Annotated in this window: 16 protein-coding genes; 11 read left to right on the top strand and 5 right to left on the bottom strand. The window is 68.5% G+C overall.

The features are described 5' to 3' along the window. The first annotated feature begins 59 nt into the window (after positions 1-59). From IG194_RS03435 to IG194_RS03460, 6 genes are all read left to right on the top strand, one after another. A complete protein-coding gene (locus tag IG194_RS03435) occupies positions 60-1,337 on the top strand; it encodes a glycerate kinase (protein ID WP_058490353.1) in 1,278 nt (425 codons plus the stop codon). Further along, on the top strand, positions 1,334-2,764 hold the full coding sequence (gene pyk, locus IG194_RS03440) for a pyruvate kinase (protein ID WP_058490354.1): 1,431 nt from the start codon (positions 1,334-1,336) through the stop codon (positions 2,762-2,764). Before IG194_RS03435 ends, pyk begins: the two co-directional genes overlap by 4 nt. Before the next feature lie 640 nt (positions 2,765-3,404). After that, positions 3,405-4,295: an urea transporter gene (locus tag IG194_RS03445; RefSeq protein WP_058490355.1), complete on the top strand. Its 891-nt coding sequence runs from the start codon at positions 3,405-3,407 to the stop codon at positions 4,293-4,295. Between the two features lie 70 nt (positions 4,296-4,365). After that, positions 4,366-5,196: a diaminopimelate epimerase gene (dapF, locus tag IG194_RS03450; protein ID WP_058490356.1), complete on the top strand. Its 831-nt coding sequence runs from the start codon at positions 4,366-4,368 to the stop codon at positions 5,194-5,196. Positions 5,197-5,400: 204 nt separating this feature from the next. After that, complete coding sequence (sstT, locus tag IG194_RS03455; protein ID WP_058490357.1) at positions 5,401-6,648, top strand: serine/threonine transporter SstT; 1,248 nt, start codon at positions 5,401-5,403, stop codon at positions 6,646-6,648. Positions 6,649-6,768: 120 nt separating this feature from the next. Beyond that, on the top strand, positions 6,769-7,767 hold the full coding sequence (locus tag IG194_RS03460; RefSeq protein ID WP_058490358.1) for a sulfate ABC transporter substrate-binding protein: 999 nt from the start codon (positions 6,769-6,771) through the stop codon (positions 7,765-7,767). 1,025 nt (positions 7,768-8,792) lie between these two features. Here the strand turns inward: IG194_RS03460 and IG194_RS03465 are convergent. Both IG194_RS03465 and IG194_RS03470 read right to left on the bottom strand, forming a co-directional pair. Then, complete coding sequence (locus IG194_RS03465; protein WP_058490359.1) at positions 8,793-9,893, bottom strand: P1 family peptidase; 1,101 nt, start codon at positions 9,891-9,893, stop codon at positions 8,793-8,795. A 17-nt stretch (positions 9,894-9,910) separates the two neighbouring features. Continuing rightward, positions 9,911-11,275: an APC family permease gene (locus tag IG194_RS03470; RefSeq protein ID WP_058071230.1), complete on the bottom strand. Its 1,365-nt coding sequence runs from the start codon at positions 11,273-11,275 to the stop codon at positions 9,911-9,913. A 196-nt stretch (positions 11,276-11,471) separates the two neighbouring features. Here IG194_RS03470 and IG194_RS03475 point away from each other — a divergent pair, with 196 nt between their 5' ends. The 3 genes from IG194_RS03475 to IG194_RS03485 all read left to right on the top strand — a co-directional run bounded on the left by IG194_RS03475 (position 11,472) and on the right by IG194_RS03485 (position 14,536). Beyond that, positions 11,472-12,275 (top strand): LuxR family transcriptional regulator, encoded by an 804-nt coding sequence (locus tag IG194_RS03475; protein ID WP_043270680.1) that lies wholly within the window; start codon positions 11,472-11,474, stop codon positions 12,273-12,275. A 163-nt stretch (positions 12,276-12,438) separates the two neighbouring features. Further along, a complete protein-coding gene (locus IG194_RS03480; protein ID WP_009616962.1) occupies positions 12,439-13,017 on the top strand; it encodes an HD domain-containing protein in 579 nt (192 codons plus the stop codon). A 130-nt stretch (positions 13,018-13,147) separates the two neighbouring features. Then, positions 13,148-14,536 (top strand): adenylate/guanylate cyclase domain-containing protein, encoded by a 1,389-nt coding sequence (locus IG194_RS03485; protein ID WP_058490360.1) that lies wholly within the window; start codon positions 13,148-13,150, stop codon positions 14,534-14,536. A 530-nt stretch (positions 14,537-15,066) separates the two neighbouring features. Here IG194_RS03485 and IG194_RS03490 read toward each other — a convergent pair. After that, complete coding sequence (locus IG194_RS03490; protein ID WP_043270686.1) at positions 15,067-16,359, bottom strand: dicarboxylate/amino acid:cation symporter; 1,293 nt, start codon at positions 16,357-16,359, stop codon at positions 15,067-15,069. 352 nt (positions 16,360-16,711) lie between these two features. Between IG194_RS03490 and IG194_RS03495 the strand changes: the two genes are divergently transcribed. Continuing rightward, positions 16,712-17,713: an AraC family transcriptional regulator gene (locus tag IG194_RS03495; RefSeq protein WP_009616959.1), complete on the top strand. Its 1,002-nt coding sequence runs from the start codon at positions 16,712-16,714 to the stop codon at positions 17,711-17,713. Positions 17,714-17,782: 69 nt separating this feature from the next. Beyond that, entirely contained in the window at positions 17,783-18,205 is a 423-nt protein-coding gene (locus IG194_RS03500; RefSeq protein WP_058490361.1) for a hypothetical protein, read from the top strand. A 77-nt stretch (positions 18,206-18,282) separates the two neighbouring features. Here IG194_RS03500 and IG194_RS03505 read toward each other — a convergent pair whose 3' ends face one another. Together IG194_RS03505 and IG194_RS03510 are read right to left on the bottom strand one after the other, a co-directional pair. Continuing rightward, positions 18,283-19,626 (bottom strand): ATP-binding protein, encoded by a 1,344-nt coding sequence (locus IG194_RS03505; protein ID WP_058491049.1) that lies wholly within the window; start codon positions 19,624-19,626, stop codon positions 18,283-18,285. After that, a complete protein-coding gene (locus IG194_RS03510) occupies positions 19,623-20,300 on the bottom strand; it encodes a response regulator (protein ID WP_009621787.1) in 678 nt (225 codons plus the stop codon). The genes IG194_RS03505 and IG194_RS03510 overlap by 4 nt, the downstream gene beginning before the upstream one ends. Positions 20,301-20,316: the final 16 nt, after the last annotated feature.

Raw genomic sequence — 20,316 nt, forward strand, 5'->3', positions numbered from 1 at the left:
CCCAGGCGCCTGCGCAATGCCGAAATAAAGAACAACGACAAGAACCTGAGGAGCCCCAGATGAGCCTCGACCCACGCGCCCTGCTGCGCGAGCTGTTCGACACCGCCATCGCCGCCGCCCACCCGGCGCAGACGCTGGCCCGCCACCTGCCGCGGGTGCATGGCGGGCGCACCATCGTCATCGGTGCCGGCAAGGCCGCCGGGGCCATGGCCGAAGTGGTCGAGGCGCACTGGAAGGACGAGCAGGTGGACGGCCTGGTGGTCGCCCCCTACGGCTACGGCGCCAATTGCCAACGCATCGAAGTGGTGGAAGCCGCGCACCCGGTGCCGGACGACGCCGGCGAGCGCGTGGCCCGCCGCGTGCTGGAGCTGGTCAGCGACCTGAGCGAGGACGACCGGGTGATCTTCCTGCTCTCCGGCGGCGGCTCGGCGCTGCTCGCCCTGCCCGCCGAAGGCATCAGCCTCGACGACAAGCGCGCGCTGAACAAGGCGCTGCTCAAGTCCGGCGCCGCCATCGACGAAATGAACTGCGTGCGCAAGCACCTCTCGGCCATCAAGGGCGGCCGCCTGGCCCGCGCCTGCTGGCCGGCCAGCGTGTACACCTACGCGATTTCCGACGTGCCCGGCGACGAGGCCACGGTGATCGCCTCCGGCCCCACCGTGGGCGACCCGACCACCTCCGCCGATGCCCTGGCCATTCTCAAGCGCTACGGCATCGACACCCCGGCGCACATCCGCGCCTGGCTGGAAGACCCGCGCTCGGAGACCGTCAAGCCCGGCGCCGACTGCCTGTCGCGCAGCTACTTCACCCTCATCGCCACGCCGCAGCAGGCCCTCGACGCGGCCGCCGCCAAGGCCCGCGCCGCCGGCCTGGAGGTGCTGATCCTCGGCGACCTGGAGGGCGAATCCCGCGACGTGGCCAAGGTCCACGCCGGCATCGCCCGCCAGGTGCGCAAGCACGGCCAGCCGCTGGCCGCGCCCTGCCTGCTGCTCTCCGGCGGCGAGACCACCGTCACCGTGCGCGGCAAGGGCCGCGGCGGGCGCAACGCCGAGTTCCTGCTCAGCCTCACCGCCGCGCTCAAGGGCGAGCCGGGCATCTGGGCGCTGGCCGGCGACACCGACGGCATCGACGGCATGGAGAACAACGCCGGCGCCCTGATGAGCCCGTGCAGCTACCAACGCGCCCTGGCCGCCGGGCTGAACCCGCTGCACGAACTGGACGACAACAACGGCTACGGCTTCTTCGCCGAGCTGGACGACCTGGTGGTCACCGGGCCGACCCGCACCAACGTCAACGACTTCCGCGCCATCCTGATCCTCGAGAGTGACGAGCAATGAACAGCGACAAGAAGGTCAAGATCCTCGCCACCCTCGGCCCGGCCATCAAGGGCCGCGAGGACATCCGCGCCCTGGTGGACGCCGGCGCCAACCTGTTCCGCCTGAACTTCAGCCACGGCGAATACGCCGACCATTCGCAGCGCTACCAGTGGGTGCGCGAGGTGGAGGCCGAGCTGGGCACGCCCATCGGCATCCTCATGGACCTGCAGGGGCCGAAGCTGCGCGTCGGCCGCTTCGAGAACGGCGCGGTGATGCTGCACAAGGGCCAGAGCTTCACCCTCGACCTGATGGACGCCCCCGGCGACGAACGCCGCGTGACCCTGCCGCACCCGGAGATCATCCAGGCCCTGGAGCCGGGCATGAGCCTGCTGCTGGACGACGGCCGCATCCGCCTGCAGGTGCTGAACAACCACGGCGACGCCATCGAGACCCGCGTGCTCAACAGCGGCGAGCTGTCCGACCGCAAGGGCGTCAACGTGCCCGAGGCGGTGCTCAAGCTCAGCCCGCTGACCGCCAAGGACCGCCGCGACCTGGCATTCGGCCTGGAGCTGGGCGTGGACTGGGTGGCGCTGTCCTTCGTGCAGCGCCCCGAGGATATAGAGGAAGCCCGCGCGCTGATCGGCGACAAGGCCTTCATCATGGCCAAGATCGAGAAGCCCTCGGCGGTGCAGTGCATCGAAGAGATCGCCCGCCTGGCCGACGCCATCATGGTGGCCCGCGGCGACCTCGGCGTGGAAGTGCCGGCGCAGAACGTGCCGGGCATCCAGAAGCGCATCATCCAGGTCTGCCGCCAGCTCGGCCGGCCGGTGGCGGTGGCCACGCAGATGCTCGAATCCATGCGCTTCTCCCCGGCGCCGACGCGCGCCGAGGTCACCGACGTGGCCACCGCGGTCAGCGAGGGCGCCGACTGCGTGATGCTCAGCGCCGAGACCGCCTCCGGCCAGTACCCGGTGGAAGCGGTGGAAATGATGGCCAAGATCATCCGCCAGGTGGAAGCCGAGCCGGACTACCAGGGCCAGCTGGAACTGAACCGCCCGGAGCCGGACGCCACCGTGTCCGACGCCATCAGCTGCGCCATCCGCCGCATCAGCCGCATCCTGCCGGTGGCGGTGCTGGTCAACTACACCGAGTCCGGCAGCTCCACCCTGCGCGCCTCGCGGGAACGGCCGAAGGCGCCGATCCTCAGCCTGACGCCCAACCTCAAGGCGGCGCGGCGGCTGAGCGTGGCCTGGGGCGTGTACTCGGTGGTCAACGAGCAGCTTGCTCACGTCGACGAGATCTGCGCCACCGCCCTGGAGATCGCCCTGGCCCAGCGCATGGCCCAGCGTGGCGATACCGTGGTGGTGACGGCGGGGCTGCCGTTCGGGCAGCCGGGGAGTACCAATATGTTGAGGATCGAGACGGTGGCGCCGGCGTTGTCGGCCTGAAGAGCCCCTCACCCCAGCCCTCTCCCGGAGGGAGAGGGGGCAGTTCGGCGCCGCCGGTAATGCCGGTGTTCCGCCTTCTGCCACACAAGTCCCCTCTCCCCCTGGGAGAGGGTTAGGGTGAGGGAACCAGGCCACCGGTAACTCCGGCGCCCCGCCTTCTGCCACACAAGTCCCCTCTCCCTCTGGGAGAGGGTTAGGGTGAGGGAACCAGGCCCACCGCCAACACCGGAGCCAGGCCTGGCCCCTCCCCCTCTTCAGGAAAAAGCCTGGAGAGAAAAAACAGAGTTCCGGAACCCTGCCGAAGCCGGGTTCCACACCGCGTCACTCCCGGACGGACGGGGCCGGGAAAACGGGGCCGCGACCCCGTCCGTCCGGGATTGGCCTTGAACGGCCAGCAGTTCTGTCGGCCATAGCCACCCTCGCACCCTCCCACGCAGGCTATGGACATTCGAGGCCACCCTCCGGCGATCCCGGGGACAGGCCTCTTTTTTATTCACGCCCCAAAATGGTGCCATGGCAGAATGCGCCCGCTGACACAGCCCACGGAGCTTCCCGCGATGCCCTCCCCCGATGGAAGGCACGGCCGCCGACGCGGAACCGGAGAAGCCCCGGACATCCCCTTCAACTGCCCAGACCCTCGATGCGCCCACTACCGTTACTGACCCTCTGGCTGCGCGGCTTCAGCCAGGTGTTCCTGCAACCCTCGCCGCTGTTCGGCCTGCTCTGCCTGGCCCTGATCGGCGCCTGCGCCCCCGGCCTGCTCCCCGGCGCCCTGCTCGGCGCCACTGCCGGCCCGGCCTTCGCCCACCTGCTGCGCTGCCGCCAGGGCGACACAAACGCCGGCCTGTACGGCTACAACGCCGTGCTGATCGGCCTGCTGCTGCCGCTGAAGTTCGCCTGGTCGCCCATGCTGGTGGCGCTCGTGCTGTTCGCCAGCCTCGCCAGCGTGTTGCTGCAGCGCCTACTGCTGCGCGCCTCGCGCCAGCGCCACGGCCTGCCGCCCTACACCCTGGCCTTCGTCCTGCTCGGCTGGACGCTGCCGGCGCTGGGCACGCTGCTGTCGCTGCCGGCCGCCACGCCCCTGGCCGGGCTGGTCGAGCTGCCGCTGCCGGCGCTGCTCGAAGCCACCTCCCGGGCCTTCGGCCAGGTGATCTTCCTCGACACCCCGCTGGCCGGCGCGCTGATCTTCCTCGGCTTGCTGCTGGGCGCGCCGCGCGCCGCCACCTGGGCGCTGTTCGGCGCGGTGATGGTGCTGCCGGTGGCGGTATTCGCCGGCATCCCCCAGGGCGACGTACAGAGCGGCCTACCCGGCATTAACAGCGCCCTGGCCGCCCTCGCCCTGGCCCTGCGCGGCCCCGGCCCCTTCGCCCCGCTGGCCGGCGCCGTGCTGGCGCTCATCCTGCAACAGGCCATGGTCGCCCTGGGCATCCCCTTCATGACCGCGCCCTTCATCTTCGCCTGCCTGCTGGTACTGCTGGGCGAACGCCTGCTGCGCCCGGCCTCGCGCCGCGCACCGCTGGCCGGTAGCTGAGGCGGATTGGCCAGGCGCGCGCGGGGCTGGCTATAGTGCAAGGCCCCCGCCGTCTGGAACCCGACCTGCGATGCGCTTCCACAAGTACCACGCCCTAGGCAACGACTACCTGGTCTACGCCGACACCACGCCCTTCCCCTTCGACGACGCGGCCGTGGTGCGCATCTGCGACCGCCATCGTGGACTCGGCTCCGATGGCATCCTGGTGCCCGACGGGCACGGCGACGATGGCTTCGGCCTGCGCATCCTCAACCCCGACGGCTCCCTGGCCGAACGCAGCGGCAACGGCCTGCGCATCTTCTCGCGCTACCTGTGGGACCAGGCCCTGGTGGGCGACGTCCCCTTCCGCATCGTCACAGTCGCAGGGCCAGTAGTCAGCCAGGTATTCGACCAGGGCCGCGAAGTCGAAGTGGACATGGGGCACGCCGAGTTCGCCAGCGCCCGCATTCCCGTGCAGGTCGCCACGCCAGAGGCCCTGGACCTGCCCGTCGAGCTGGAAGGCCAGGCCTTCCGGCTCAACGCGGTCTCCATGGGTAATCCGCACTGCGTGGTGTTCGTCGAACACACCTCGGCGGAACTGGCGAAGACCTTCGGCCCGTTGCTGGAACGCCACCCCCTGTTCCCCAACCGCAGCAACGTGCAATTCGTCGAGGTGCTCGGGCGCAACGACCTGCGCGTGGAAATCTGGGAGCGCGGCGCCGGCTACACCCTGGCCTCGGGCACCAGCAGCTGCGCGGCCGCCGCCATGGCACGGCGCAAGGGCTACTGCGACGGCGAGGTTCGCGTGCACCTGGCCGGCGGCCAGCTGCGCATCCGTGTCGAGGACGACTTCCGCGTGCACATGCGCGGCGCCGTGCAACGCATCGGCGAGATGCGCCTGCACGCGGAATGCCTGCGCTGACCGCCAACCGTGACGCCATGTCACATGGCAATCCCATCCAGGCCGGCACAGGTCAAGGCCGGCCCGGCTCCACGCCGCCATGCTGGCGAGGCGTGGGCGTGGTTTCCGACGACCGCCGCGCATTTTCCCGCCCGTGACGGCATAATCCGCGCCCTTCCGCGGCCCGCCGGGTTCGCGTTTCCATTTGCAAGCAGCGGTAAGGTCATGACACTTCCCTCCCCCACCCTGTTCCAACGCATCCAGCGCAGCAGCCTGGTGATGCGCATCTTCGTCGGCATGCTGGCCGGCATCGCCCTGGCGCTGGTCGCCCCCGACGCCGCCCTGGCCGTCGGCCTGCTCGGCAAACTGTTCATCGCGGCGCTCAAGGCCGTGGCGCCGGTGCTGGTCCTGGTGCTGGTCTGCGCCTCCATCGCCAACCACAAGGCCGGGCAGCGCACCCACATCCGCCCGATCCTGGCGCTGTACCTGCTGGGCACCTTCGCCGCCGCGGTGGTGGCGGTGGCGGCCAGCTTCGCCTTCCCCTCGACCCTGGTGCTCGACGCCCCGGCCAGCGGCAACGCTCCGCCCGGCGGCATCGGCGACGTGCTCAATGGCCTGCTGTTCAGCGTCGCCAGCAACCCGGTGAAGGCGCTGCTGGAGGCCAACTTCATCGGCATCCTGGCCTGGGCCGTGGGCCTCGGCCTGGCCCTGCGCCATGCCCGGCAGAGCACCCGCGACCTGCTCGACGACCTGGCCGGCGGGGTGACGCTGATCGTCCGCGTGGTGATCGCCTTCGCCCCGCTGGGCATCTTCGGCCTGGTGGCCAGCACCTTCGCCGAATCCGGCCTCGATGCCCTGCTCGGCTACCTGCAGCTGCTCGCCGTGTTGCTGGGCTGCATGCTCTTCGTGGCGCTGGTGGTGAACCCGGCGATCGTGTTCTGGAAGCTGCGCCGCAACCCCTACCCGCTGGTCTTCACCTGCCTGCGCGAGAGCGGCGTGACCGCCTTCTTCACCCGCAGCTCGGCGGCCAACATCCCGGTCAACCTGCAGCTGTGCGAACGCCTGGGCCTGCACGAGGACACCTACTCGGTGTCGATCCCGCTGGGCGCCACCATCAACATGGCCGGCGCCGCCGTGACCATCAGCGTGTTGAGCCTGGCCGCGGCCCACACCCTGGGCATCGCCATCGACCTGCCCAGCGCCCTGCTGCTGTGCGTGGTCTCGGCGGTGTGCGCCTGCGGCGCCTCCGGCGTGGCCGGCGGCTCGCTGCTGATGATCCCGCTGGCCTGCGGGCTGTTCGGCATTTCCGGCGAGGTGGCCATGCAGGTGGTGGCGGTGGGCTTCGTCATCAGCATCCTGCAGGACTCGGCGGAAACCGCGCTGAACTCCTCCACCGACGTGATCTTCACCGCCGCGGCCTGCCTGGCCGAGGAACCGGCAGCCGCCGAGGCGGGCCTGGGCGGGAAGCGCTGAACCAGGCGACGCGCCCCGCGGGGCGCGTCCCTGCATAAGCAAATAGCCTTTGGGTATTTAAGCGACATATAACCCATGGGCATAATCGGGCGATCCAACACTGCCGAGAAGGAACCGCCCGTGAAACGACTCTTCGCCGCCTCCCTGCTGGCCGCCGGAATGGCCCTGGCCGGCGCCGCCCAGGCCGCGCCGCCGCTGCTCAACGTCTCCTACGACGTGATGCGCGACTTCTACAAGGAGTACAACCCCGCCTTCCAGAAGCACTGGGAAGCGGAGAAAGGCGAGAAGATCACCATCCAGATGTCCCACGGCGGCTCCAGCAAGCAGGCGCGCTCGGTGATCGACGGCCTGCCAGCCGACGTCATCACCATGAACCAGGCCACCGACATCGACGCCCTGGCCGACAACGGCGGCCTGGTGCCGAAGGACTGGGCCACCCGCCTGCCGAACAACAGCGCGCCCTTCACCTCGGCCACCGTGTTCATCGTGCGCAAGGGCAACCCCAAGGGCCTGCACGACTGGCCGGACCTGCTCAAGGACGGCGTGCAGGTGGTGGTGCCCAACCCGAAGACCTCGGGCAACGGCCGCTATACCTACCTTTCCGCCTGGGGCTACTCGCTCAAGCACGGCGGCGATGAAGCCAAGGCCAAGGAATTCGTCGGCCAGCTGTTCAAGCACGTACCGGTGCTGGACACCGGCGGCCGCGCGGCGACCACCACCTTCATGCAGAACCAGATCGGCGACGTGCTGGTGACCTTCGAGAACGAGGCCGAGATGATCGCCCGCGAATTCGGCCGCGGCGGCTTCGAGGTGGTCTACCCGAGCGTTTCCGCCGAGGCCGAGCCGCCGGTGGCGGTGGTCGACAAGGTGGTCGAGAAGAAAGGCACCCGCGCCCAGGCCGAGGCCTACCTGAAGTACCTGTGGTCCGACGAGGGCCAGACCATCGCCGCCGACAACTACCTGCGCCCGCGCAACCCGGCGATCCTGGCCAAGTACGCCGACCGCTTCCCGAAAGTGGACTTCTTCTCGGTGGAGAAGACCTTCGGCGACTGGCGCACGGTGCAGAAGACCCACTTCGCCGATGGCGGGGTGTTCGACCAGATCTATAGCGGTAACTGACAGCGCCAACTGCGCCGAGGCGCTCTTCGTAGGATGGGTTGAGCTTGCGATACCCATGCTGCCGTGGTGATGGGTATCGCTTCGCTCAACACCATCCTACGAAAAGCCGTGCTTCCTGGAACCGTAGGACCTTGTCCGCGATGGCCGGACGTCCCGGCGCGATTCGCGGATGAGATCCGCTCCTACGCTGCCCCACCCACGCCATTCCCCTGTAGGAGCGCGCCCTGCGCGCGATTCGCGGGCAGGGGAAATGCCGTGCCTCTCGGCCTGGGCAGGCCTGCGGCTCCCTCACCCTAACCCTCTCCCAGAGGGAGAGGGGACCGTTCGGAGTGCGTTGGTATTTCGGCGTTAGCCGGCTAGCCCAGGGATTGCCGGCTGAAACCAGGCTGTGGTGGTCAAAGGCCGCCTCTCGGCACGGACAAGCCCCCTCTCCCTCCGGGAGAGGGCTGGGGTGAGGGGAAAGCCCGAACGCCAATGTCATTCCCATTGTAGGAGCGCGCCCTGCGCGCGAATTCGCGGGCAGGGGAAATGCCGTGCCTCTCGGCCTGGGCAGGCCTGCGGCCCCCTCACCCTAACCCTCTCCCAGAGGGAGAGGGGACCGTTCGGAGTGCGTTGGTATTTCGGCGTTAACCGGCCAGCACAGGGATTGCCGGCTGGAACCAGGCCGCCTCTCGGCACAGACAAGCCCCCTCTCCCTCCGGGAGAGGGCTGGGGTGAGGGGAAAGCCCGAACGCCAATGTCATTCCCATTGTAGGAGCGCGCCCTGCGCGCGATTCGCGGGCAGGGGAAATGCCGTGCCTCTCGGCCTGGGCAGGCCTGCGGCCCCTCACCCTAACCCTCTCCGTTCGGAGTGCGTTGGTATTTCGACGTTAGCCGGCCAGCACAGGGATTGCCGGCTGAAACCAGGCCGCCTCTCGGCACGGACCAGCCCCCTCTCCCTCCGGGAGAGGGCTGGGGTGAGGGGAAAGCCCGTGCGCCGATGTCATCGCGCCCTGCGCATGAATCGCGGACGGAGCCCCGCCTCCTCAACGCGGCCGCCACCCCACCTCGCGCAACGCCTCCAGCAGGCGCTCCCCGCCCAATGCCGGCACCCGCGTGCCGTCCGCCGTGCGCATCTCGCGGCCGGCCAGGATGGCGTTGACGATGGCTTCCTCCACCGCCTCCGCCGCCGCGGCGAACAGCGGCGAGATGTGCTCGTTGTTGAGCATCTGCAGCGGCGTGCTCTGCGGCAGGCCCTTGCGACCGTAGTCGGCAGGCGGCAGGTCCCGGTTGCCGGTGGCGAAGGCCAGGAAGATGTCGCCGCTGCTGTCCTCGGTGCCGCCGCCGGTGCGGGCGATGCCGATGGAGGCACGCTGCGCCAGGCGCTGGCACTGGTGCGGCAGCAGCGGCGCGTCGGTGGCGATGATCACCACTATCGAGCCCATCCCCGGCTCGCCCTTTTCCGCGAACGGCGAAGGGATATCACCCAGCACCCGGCCCACCGGGTAGCCGTCGACGCGCAGTTCGCGGCGCTGGCCGTGGTTGGCCTGCACCAGCACACCGACAGCCCAGCCGCCCTGCTCCGCCGGCAGCTTGCGCGAGGCGCTGCCGATGCCGCCCTTGAACTCGTGGCAGATCATCCCGGTGCCGCCGCCCACCGGGCCTTCGGCCACCGGCCCGGACTCGGCGCCGGCCAGGGCCTGGCGCACCTGCTCGGGGCCGACGTGCTGGCCCCAGATGTCGTTGAGCAGGCCGTCGTAGGTCTCCATCACCACCGGCATGCACCAATACACTGCCGGGTCGCCCAGGGCGTCGCGCTCGGCGGCCACCAGGGCGTCGCGCACCACGCCGACGCTGTGGGTGTTGGTGATGGCGATGGGCGTGGTCAGCAGGCCGGCCTCGCGGATCCACTCCAGGCCCGTGGCATCGCCGTTGCCGTTGAGCACATGGACGCCGGCGAAACAGGGCTGCAGGCGGGCCTCGCCGGCGCGAGGCTGGACAATGGTGACGCCGGTGCACACCTGCTTGCCATCGCGCTCGGCGATCAGCGTGCTGTGGCCGACGCGGACGCCGGGGACATCGGTGATGGCATTGAATGCGCCGGGCGTGCCCAGGCCCAGGGTGATGCCGAGTTGACGAGCGCGCATGGGGACTCCTGTGGTCTTCAGAGTTTCTGGAAAGCCGGGCTCAACTTGCCGTAGGTGCCGTAGAGAATCACCGACACGGCCAGTATCCCGATAATGGTCATCACATCCCGCGCCGAGGCTTCCAGCAACAGGTTGAGCAGCAGGTAGCCGGCGCCGACCACCGCCAGCAGCGCCGGCAGCGGCCACAGCGGCATGCGGTAGGGGTGCTCGCGGTCGCGGCGCAGCACGCGGCTGAACAGCGCGCACAGGGCCACCACCAGGTAGATCAGCACCAGCAGCAGCACGGTGAAGGAGGTCAGTTCCTCCAGGTTGGAGCTGAAGCTCAGCGCCGCCGAGGGCACGCCGAGGAACAGCGTGGCCAGCCAGGGCGACTCCCAGCGCGGGTGGATGCGGGTGAAGGCGCGGTTCAGCGTCGGTGTCCAGAGGGCGTCGCGGCCGCTGCTGAAGATCACCCGGCCGACCTGGATGACGATGGCGACTATGGCGTTGAACACCGAGAGGAAGATGCCGGCGCTGACCAGCCGCGACAGCGTGGCGTTGCCGTGGGCGGTGAGCAGGTAGCCGATAGGGTCGGGGCTGGCGAGCATGTCCTTGAGCGAGGGCGCGCCGATCAGCAGCGCGGTCAGCGGCACCAGCTCGATCACCACCACCAGCACCAGCGACCAGAGCACCGCGCGGTGTACGCTGCGGCCGCCGTCTTTCATGTCCTCGGCCAGCAGCACGGCGCCGCCGAAGCCGTTGTAGGAGAACACCGCTGTGCCCACCGCGCCTATCACCAGCGCCCAGGGCGCCGCCGCCAGCACGCCGCCGTTCAGCGTCTGCGGCTGCAGCAGCACGCTCAGCGGCTGGCTGGCGTGGCCGAAACCGAGCACCACTATCACCAGCAGCGCGGCCACTTCGCAGAGCAGGAACACCCCGGTGACCCAGGCGTTGACGCGGATGTTGAGGATGCCCAGCACGTAGCTGGCGGCGACTATGACCAGGGCCACGGTCTGGGTGTCGAACTGCGTGCCCAGCGCGCCGTTGAGGTAGGTGGCCGCCCCCGTGGCCAGCACCGGCGGGATGAACAGCAGCGAGACCAGCACGGCGAGGAAGGTGGCGTAGCCGGCCATGCCGCCGAACACCCGCTTGGCGTAGACGTACTCGCCGCCGGCCGAGCTGTGCGCGCGGCCCAGCTCGGCGTAGCACCAGGCGAACATCAGCGCCAGCGCCGCGGCCATGACGAAGGCCAGGAAGGCGCCGCTGCCGGCCTGCTGGATGGCGAAGGGCGCGATGACGAATACGCTGCTGGCGGGGGTGACCGCCGAGACGGTGATGGCGACCACGTCGAACACGCCCAGGCTGGGCTTGAGCGCGCCGTCCGGCGCTGCGGGAGAGCTCATGTCGTTTTCCTCGAATTGTTATTGGCGGTTGAGGCAGGAACGAAAACCCTTGTGGCGCCCTCTGCGCGGGACGCTGCATGGCCCGCAGTCTGGGCGGCCGGGCCCTGGCGGCCAATCACCATTTGGGGTTACGCCCCTTGACGGCGGGGCCTGAAAAAGAGGAAACCGGGTGACCTTTCGCGCCGGAGCCCCGGGGATGCACAACCTGTTTCGCGAAGTCGGCATGCACGCCAACCTCGGCCGCGCCATCGAGCAGATCGGCCAGCCGCGCTTCTGGAAGCAGCTGATCCTGCTGCTGCACCAGTGGCTGCCGTTCGACAACGCCCTGGCGGCCTTCTACCCCGCCAACGCCACCCCGGTGGCGCTGGAGGAATACGACGCCGATCCACAGGCCGTCTCGGCGGCCATGCCCGCCTACCTCAGCGGCCTGTACCAGCTCGACCCCTTCTACCAGGCCTGCCGCGAAGGCCTGCCCAGCGGCCTGTACCGCCTGGAGGAAGTCGCCCCGGACCAGTTCCGCCAGAGCGAATACTTCCTCAACTACTTCCACGACAACGTGCTGGAAGACGAGGTGCAGTTCATCCTGCAGTTGCCCGGCCAGGGCGCGCTGTCGCTGTCCCTGGGCATGCGCAAGCCGTTCGACGCCGCACAGTGCGGCCTGCTGGCGATGCTCTGCCCCTGGGTGCTGGCGCTGATGCAGCAGCACTGGCAGCAGCGCAGCCAGCGCCTGCTGCCGGCGAACCCGGAGGGCGTGGCCACCCAGGTGCGCGACGCCCTCAGCCACTTCGGCGCCGGGGTGCTCTCCGAGCGCGAGCTGGAGATCGCCCGGCTGATCCTGCGCGGCTACTCCTCCAAGGCCATGGCCGAGCGCCTGGCCATCTCCCCGGAGACCATCAAGGTGCACCGCCGGCACCTCTACGCCAAGCTGGACATCTCCTCGCAGCCGGAGCTGTTCTCGCTGTTCCTGCAGTCCCTCGGGCACGACCCGGAGAACCCCTGAGGCAGGCTCCATCGACCCGGCGAATGCGCCCGGGCGGGGAGCTTCGCGGCCTGAATGGGCGTGTCCGGAGAGACAGCAGCCTGTCCGCCGCGGCCACTGGCCGGCTACGGCCGGGCCCCTAGACTGAAGGCCGTCCAAACGACAATCACAAGAGGACAGCCCGATGAATGCCCGCGCCAAGTTCACCCACATGGAAGACGGCAGCGTCGAGGACTGGTCGATCATCGCCCAGGACTTCGCCGCCTATGCCACCCAGTTGCCCGACCGCATCCTCGCCCACCTGCGCCTGCTCGACGGCGACTTCGGCGGCTTCCCGGTGGACCGCCTGAGCCACTCGCTGCAGACCGCCACCCTGGCCCACCGCGACGGCCGCGACGAGGAATACGTGGTCTGCGCCCTGCTCCACGACATCGGCGACACCCTCGGTTCCTACAACCACGCCGACATCGCCGCCGCCATCCTCAAGCCCTTCGTCAGCCCGGAGAACCTCTGGATGATCGAGAAGCACGCGATCTTCCAGGGCTACTACTTCTTCCACCACCTGGGCCTGGACCGCCACCTGCGCGAGCAGTTCAAGGACCACCCGCAGTTCGAGCAGACCATCGAGTTCTGCGCGCGCTACGACGCCGCGGCCTTCGACCCCGAGGGCGAGACGCTGCCGCTGGCGTTCTTCGAGCCGATGCTGCGGCGCGTCTTCGCCAAGCCGCGGCAGTCCATCTACATGGCGCGGGACGCCGACTGAAACCGGCCGCCGGCCGGGGCGATGAATCGTCACTGGCCGGCGGATGGGCGCTTGGTTAAGATCCCCAGGTCGTACTTGTGGAAGGCGCACGTCAGAATGCGCCATCACCGATCAGGGATAATCCGAGCGCATGAAGCCCAACCGTTCCGAAACGCCGTCCCGACCTGGCGCCGCTCCTCTGCGCGAGTACCATTCGCGCGTCCTGGCCTACCTCGCCGTGGCCGCCACCGTCAGCGCCGGCACCTTCAGCCAGTACTTCGGCTACGACGCGCTCTGGATGGTCCCCTACGCCCTGCTCTACCCGCACCTGGCGCAGAACCTGAGCCGCCGCTACAAGCACAGCCACCCGCAGCAGACACGCCTGGTCCTGCAGGCCCTGGACGCCCTGCACACCGGCGCCGGCGCCGCGCTGCTGGGCTTCTCGGCGGTGCCGGCGCTGATGCTGGTGCTGATCCTGGCCTTCTCCTCGCTGGTCGTCGGCGGCCTGCGCACCCTCGGCCTGGCCCTGCTGATGGCGCTGAGCGCCGCGGTGCTCACCGGCGCGCTGGCCGGCCCGGGCTTCAAGGGCAATGCGCCGCTGCTGGTGAACCTGGTCAGCGTGCTGTTCTGCGCCTTCTACATCTGCGTCACCGCCTACTTCACCCACCAGCAGGGCCTGCGCCTGGCCCAGGTGCGCGGCGAGATCGCCCGCGAGCAGGAAAAGGCCGCGCGGCTGGCGCACAACCTGGCCAAGTACCTGTCGCCGCAGGTCTGGGAATCCATCTTCAGCGGCAAGCGCAGCGTGCGCCTGGAAACCCAGCGCAAGAAGCTCACGGTGTTCTTCTCCGACATCAAGGGCTTCACCGAGCTGTCCGAGGAGCTGGAGGCCGAAACCCTGACCGACATGCTCAACAACTACCTCAACGAAATGTCGAAGATCGCCCTCAAGTACGGCGGCACCATCGACAAGTTCGTCGGCGACTGCGTGATGGTGTTCTTCGGCGACCCCGCCACCCAGGGCGCGAAGAAGGACGCCGTGGCCGCGGTGTCCATGGCCGTGGCTATGCGCAAGCACATGAAGGTGATGCGCCAGCAGTGGCGCGCCCAGGGCATCACCAAGCCGCTGGAGGTGCGCATGGGCATCAACACCGGCTACTGCACGGTGGGCAACTTCGGCGCCGAAACGCGCATGGACTACACCATCATCGGCCGCGAGGTGAACCTCGCCAGCCGCCTGGAAAGCGCCGCCGAGGCCGGCGAGATCCTCCTCAGCCACGAGACCTACTCGCTGGTGAAGGACGTGATCATGTGCCGCGACAAGGGCCAGATCAGCGTCAAGGGCTTCAGCAAGCCGGTGCAGATCTACCAGGCGGTGGACTTCCGTCGCGACCTGGGCGCCAACCCCAGCTTCATCGAGCACGAGCTGCCGGGGTTCTCCATGTACCTGGACACCAACAACGTGCAGAACTTCGACAAGGACCGGGTGATCCAGGCGCTGCAGCAGGCGGTGGAGAAGCTCAAGGACAAGATCATTCTTTGAGCTTGTGCCGCTGGCTGCCTTTGTAGGAGCGAGCTTGCTCGCGAACGGGGTTTGCCGGTGGCTGCGGTGCTGGGTAATTAGAGCACCCTCTCCCCAACCCTCTCCCTGAAGGGAGAGGGGGCTGTCCTGAGCGGGCTGCAAGTCAGGCACCATCCTTCCACCCCGTCATTCCCGCGAACGCGGGAGCCCAGAGACTTTGGGGTGACTCCTTTCCCTCTCCCTGAAGGAAGAGGGGCCGTTCGGAGCAGTTGGGCTTTCCAGAGTCAGCCGGCAGCTCCAGAGTTGCCGGCCGACACCAAATCCTTTCTCGGCACGGACAGCTCCCTCTCCCTTCAGGGAGAGGGTTGGGGAGAGGGGACGGAGTCAACCTGAAACACGACAGCCACCGGTAAACCTCGTTCGCGAGCAAGAACTAGGCGTCCCCCTCGCTCCTACAATCCCCCCCGCCCATAAAAAAGCCCGCTGCGGGGCGGGCTTGAAGGAGGCGCGGCGCTTCACGTCGCCGCGCCCAACCGGAGAACCGGGAGGTATCAGGCGGCCTGGGCCTCCTTGGCTTCCAGCGCCGACGGGCCGGCGGCCAGTTCGCGGTCCAGTTGCGCGGAGTCCAGCTGCTTGCACCACTTGGCGACCACCACGGTGGCCACGCCGTTGCCCACCAGGTTGGTCAGCGCACGGGCCTCGGACATGAAGCGGTCGATGCCGAGGATCAGCGCCAGGCCGGCGACCGGCAGGTGGCCCACGGCGGACAGGGTGGCGGCCAGGACGATGAAGCCCGAACCGGTGACGCCCGCCGCGCCCTTGGAGGCGATCAGCAGCACCAGCAGCAGGGTCAGTTGGTGGGTGATGTCCATCGGGGTGTCGGTGGCCTGGGCGATGAATACCGCGGCCATGGTCAGGTAGATCGAGGTGCCGTCGAGGTTGAACGAGTAGCCGGTGGGGATCACCAGGCCGACCACGCTCTTGTCGCAGCCCAGCTTCTCCATCTTGGCGATCATGCGCGGCAGCGCCGATTCCGAGGACGAGGTGCCGAGGACGATCAGCAGCTCTTCGCGGATGTACTTGATGAACTTCAGGATGTTGAAGCCGTGGGCGCGGGCGATGCCGCCCAGGACGATGAGCACGAACAGCAGGCAGGTGATGTAGAAGCAGGCCATCAGCTGGCCCAGCTGCACCAGCGAGCCCACGCCGTAGGCGCCGATGGTGAAGGCCATGGCGCCGAAGGCACCGATGGGAGCGACCTTCATGATCACGTTGATGATGTTGAACATCACCTGGGTGAAGCGCTCGATGAACTGGAAGATCGGCTGGCCGTAGCTGCCCAGGCGGTGCAGCGCGTAGCCGAACAGCACGGAGAAGAACAGCACCTGCAGGATGTCACCGTTGGCGAAGGCGCCGACCACGGTGTTGGGGATGATGTTCATCAGGAAGTCGACGGTGCTCTGCTTCGCGCCGGCGGCCGCGTAGGCGGCGATCTTGCTGGTGTCCAGGCTGGCCGGGTCGACGTGCATGCCGGCGCCGGGCTGGACCACGTTGACCACCACCAGGCCGATGATCAGCGCGATGGTCGAGACGATCTCGAAGTACAGCAGGGCCATGCCGCCGGTCTTGCCTACAGCCTTCATGCTCTGCATGCCGGCGATGCCGGTGACCACGGTGCAGAAGATGATCGGCGCGATGGCCATCTTGATCAGTTTGACGAAGCCGTCGCCCAGGGGCTTCATCAGCACGGCGGTCTGCGGATAGTAGTGGCCCAGGGCGATGCCGATGGCGATGGCGATCAGCACCTGCACGTACAGGCTCTTGTAGAAGGGTTGCTTGGTCATTGCGGCAGGGTCCTCTTGAGCTGGCGGCCCGCCTTCCTGGCGGCGGCGCGTTGCCCGAAGCGTTATCTCCCTTCAGTGGGAGAATTTGTTTTCGTCCTGCCCGTCGGCAGGCCTTGAACCCTATTGGCAAGCCCTGTGCCAAATCGCCATCTTTATGTTTTTACTTTATTTTCAACAACTTACAAAAATACCAAAGCGACATGCGAGCCGATCGATGGCGGAAACCCGCCAAGCCCGCGGCGGGTTTCCCGCCACTTGGCGGGTATCCGCCAGGGCCCCGGGTGCCTTAGATTTGCCCCACGGCCGCCGCGAACCGGCGCCCGGCACACACGCAGCAGAACAAGGAAAACCCATGCGTGAACGCACCATCGCCAGCCATTTCGTCCGCGCCGCCCTGCGCGGCGCCCGCCAGCAGGGCCACGACCCCCTGCCCCTGCTGCGCGCCGCCGGCATCCAGCCGGCCTTGCTCGAAGAGCCGCGGGCGCGGGTCTCGCCGGAGCAGTTCGGCCGGCTGATCCAGTTGGTCTGGGAAGACCTCGACGACGAGTACATGGGCTTCGGCGAGGTGCGCAGCAAGCGCGGCACCTTCGCCATGATGTGCCACGCCATCATCCAGTGCCGCACCCTGGAGAAGGCCCTGGGCCGCGGCGCGCTCTTCTACGACCTGTTCCCCGCCGCGCCGCGCATCGAGCTGCGCCGCGACGGCGAGCGCGCCGAGCTGGTCATCGACCACAGCGCGCTGCAGGACCCGGAACACTTCCTCACCGAGAGCCTGCTGGTGATCTGGCACCGCCTGGGCAGTTGGCTGATCGGCCAGCGCATCCGCCTGGACGAAGCCCGCTTCGCCTATCCCGAGCCAGCCCACGCCGCCGAGTACGACCTGCTGTTCCCCTGCCCGCGGCGCTTCGCCGCCGACAGCACCGGGCTGAGCTTCCACGCGCGCTACCTGGACATGCCGCTGCTGCAGGACGAGCGCAGCCTCAAGCACTTCCTCAAGGACTCCCCGGCCGACCTGCTGGCCCGCCCGGACGGCGGCGACAGTCTGACCAGCCAGATCCGCCGCCTGCTCGGCCGCGACTGCCGGCGCTGGCCGGACCTGGAAAGCGTGGCGCAGCAGTTGCACATGAGCCCGCAGACGCTGCGCCGCCACCTGCGCGAGGAAGGCCCGAACTTCCAGGAACTCAAGGACCAGCTGCGCCGCGACCTGGCCATCTACCACCTGGGCCGCGACGAACTGTCGATCCAGGACATCGCCGACCAGCTCGGCTTCTCCGAGCCCTCGGCGTTCCACCGCGCGTTCAAGAAATGGACCGGGCTGACGCCGGGGGCGTACCGGGCGCGGCAGGGGGAGTGATGTCGCTAGTGAAATGGCGGGAGAGGCGCTAGCATTGCGCGACTACTCACCAAGGAAGGTACGCAAGCGATGGAAGAAAATCCCTACGTCCAGCCGAAGGCCACGGTGCACGAACAGGAATCCGCCAACAAGGCTCTGCGCATGGCCGAGCTGCACATCTCCCAGGCCTGGATCGGCGCTTGCATCGGCAGCGCATTGGCCGCCATGGTGGTGGTCCACGGGTTGAGCCGGGGTGGATTGCCCCACCTGCTCATCCAGGCCACCGGCATCAGCGCAGCCGTGCTGCTAGCGCTCGCACTCGGCGTCTATCGCAAGAGCCGTGTCTGCGCGGCGCTGCTGCTGATGTACCAACTCTGCACCCTGTTCCTGGTGGCCTTTCTGGGGCGGATGACACTGACGGCGCTGATCGCCGCACTCTTCACCTACCTGTTCGCCCAGGGTTTGCTCGGCTGTATCCGCTATCACCGCTTGAAGCACCTGGCGCAGACCTGATTCGTAAGTGCGCATGACGCCTACGGTTCCTGGCAAGCACCGATGCAGAAGCGCGCCCTGCGTGCCTTTCGCCGCCTCTACCCCGGCAAACGGATGCGGAAGCAGGCGCCGCCCAGCTCGGAGTCGTCCAGCGCCAGGCTGCCGCCGTAGCTGTCGAGGATGTCCATCACCACCGCCGTGCCTATGCCCTGCCCGGGGTGCTGGGTGTCCAGCCGCTCGCCGCGCTGGAGGATGCGCTGGCGCTGGTCCGGGGGGATGCCCGGGCCGTCGTCTTCCACCCGCAGTTCGTAGCCGCCGTCCTGCTGGCGGGCGCTGATGCGCACGCGGGCCAGGCACAGGCGGTAGGCGTTCTCCAGCAGGTTGCCGAGCAGTTCCAGCAGCGCGCCCTGCTCCAGCGGCAGGCTCAGGTGCTCGGGGAAGTCGCGTTCGAGGATCACCCGCTTGTCGCGGTAGACCTTGTCCAGCGCGCCGGCCAGGGTGTCCAGCAGCGGGCCGAGCTGCACGCGGTGGCGCACCAGGCCGCTCTTGCGCAGGCTGGCGCGCTGCAGCTGGTAGCCGATCTGCTGGCTCATGCGCTCGATCTGGCTCTGCAGCACCTGCACCTGCTCGCGGTTGCGCGGCTCGTCGGCGAGGTTTTCGCTCACCCCCTGCAGCACTGCCAACGGCGTCTTCAGGCTGTGCGCGAGGTCCGCCAGGGAGTTGCGGTAGCGCTCGCGCTGGCTGCGCTCGCCGTCCAGCAGGCGGTTCAGCGAGTCGGTCAGGCGCAGCATCTCGCTGGGGTGTTCGTCGCTCAGGCGTTCGCGCTCGCCAGCCTCGATCTGGTCCAGCTCCTCGCGTATTCCGCGCATGGAGCGGAAGCCCCAGCCCAGGCCCAGCCAGAGCAGCCCGAGCAACAGCAGCAGCGCGCCGCCGAGCCAGATGTACAACTGCTCGCGGAAGCCGTGCACCAGCTCGCGAAAGGCGCTCACCGGCTGCATGGTGACGATGCTGTAGGCGGCCTGCTTGCCGCCCACCAGGTCGATCTCCACGTCGTAGACGAAGAATTCGTTGCCGTGGTCGTCGCGGGCGCGGGTGAACACGTCGGGCTCGCCGTCGTAGAGCGGCACGTACTGCACGCTCTCGTCCTGGGTCGAGGTGGAGCGCCAGACCATCCGCCCGTCGCGGTCGTAGATGTAGCCCAGCAGCTTGGACTCCGGCAGGTTGAAGTCCTCCACCGCCAGGTGCTCGGGCATGCTCAGGCGGTCGCCGTCGATGCGCGCGGACGACACCAGGGTGGCGACGTCCGAGGCCAGGCGCTGCTGGATGGCGTTCACCAGGGCGATGCTGAACGCCCGCTGCAACGCCGGCAGCAGGGCCAGCATGAAGAGGATAGCCAGGGCCGCGGCCCCCAGCATCAGGCGCAGGCGCAGCGAGCGCATCAGCGGCAACGCTCGGTGAACAGGTAGCCCTGGCCGCGCACGGTGTCGATCGGGCGGAAGCCCTCGTGGCTCTCCAGCTTGCGCCGCAGGCGGCCGACCAGCACCTCGATGACGTTGGGGTCGCGCTCGTCGTCGTCCGGGTAGAGCTGCTCGATCAGCCGCTCCTTGCTCACCACCTGCTGGTGGTGGCGCATGAGGTATTCGAGGATGCGGTACTCGAAGGCGGTCAGGCCCAGGGTCTCGCCGGCCACCGTGGCCTGCTTGCGGTTCAGGTCGAGCAGCAGCGGGCCGGCCTCGATGGTGGCCTGGACGAAGCCGCTGGAGCGACGCAGCAGGGCGTTCAGGCGCGCCTCCAGCTCCTCGAACTGGAACGGCTTGACCACGTAGTCGTCGGCGCCGGCGGCCAGGCCCTCGACCTTGTCCTGCCAGTTGCCGCGGGCGGTGAGGATGAGGATCGGGAAGGCCTTGCCCTGGCTGCGGAACTCGCGGATCAGGTCCAGGCCGCTCATGCCCGGCAGGCCGAGGTCGATGATCGCCAGGTCGTGATGGTATTCGTGGGCCCGGTACAGGGCCTCTTCGGCGTTGCCCACGGCGTCGACCACGTGGCCCTGTTCGCCGAGGCGGGTGTACAGGTGATGACGCAACAGCGCCTCGTCCTCCACCACCAGTAGTTTCATGGGACTTCCTCCTTAT

Source organism: Pseudomonas sp. ADPe, assembly GCF_014843515.1.
Lineage (GTDB): Bacteria > Pseudomonadota > Gammaproteobacteria > Pseudomonadales > Pseudomonadaceae > Pseudomonas > Pseudomonas citronellolis.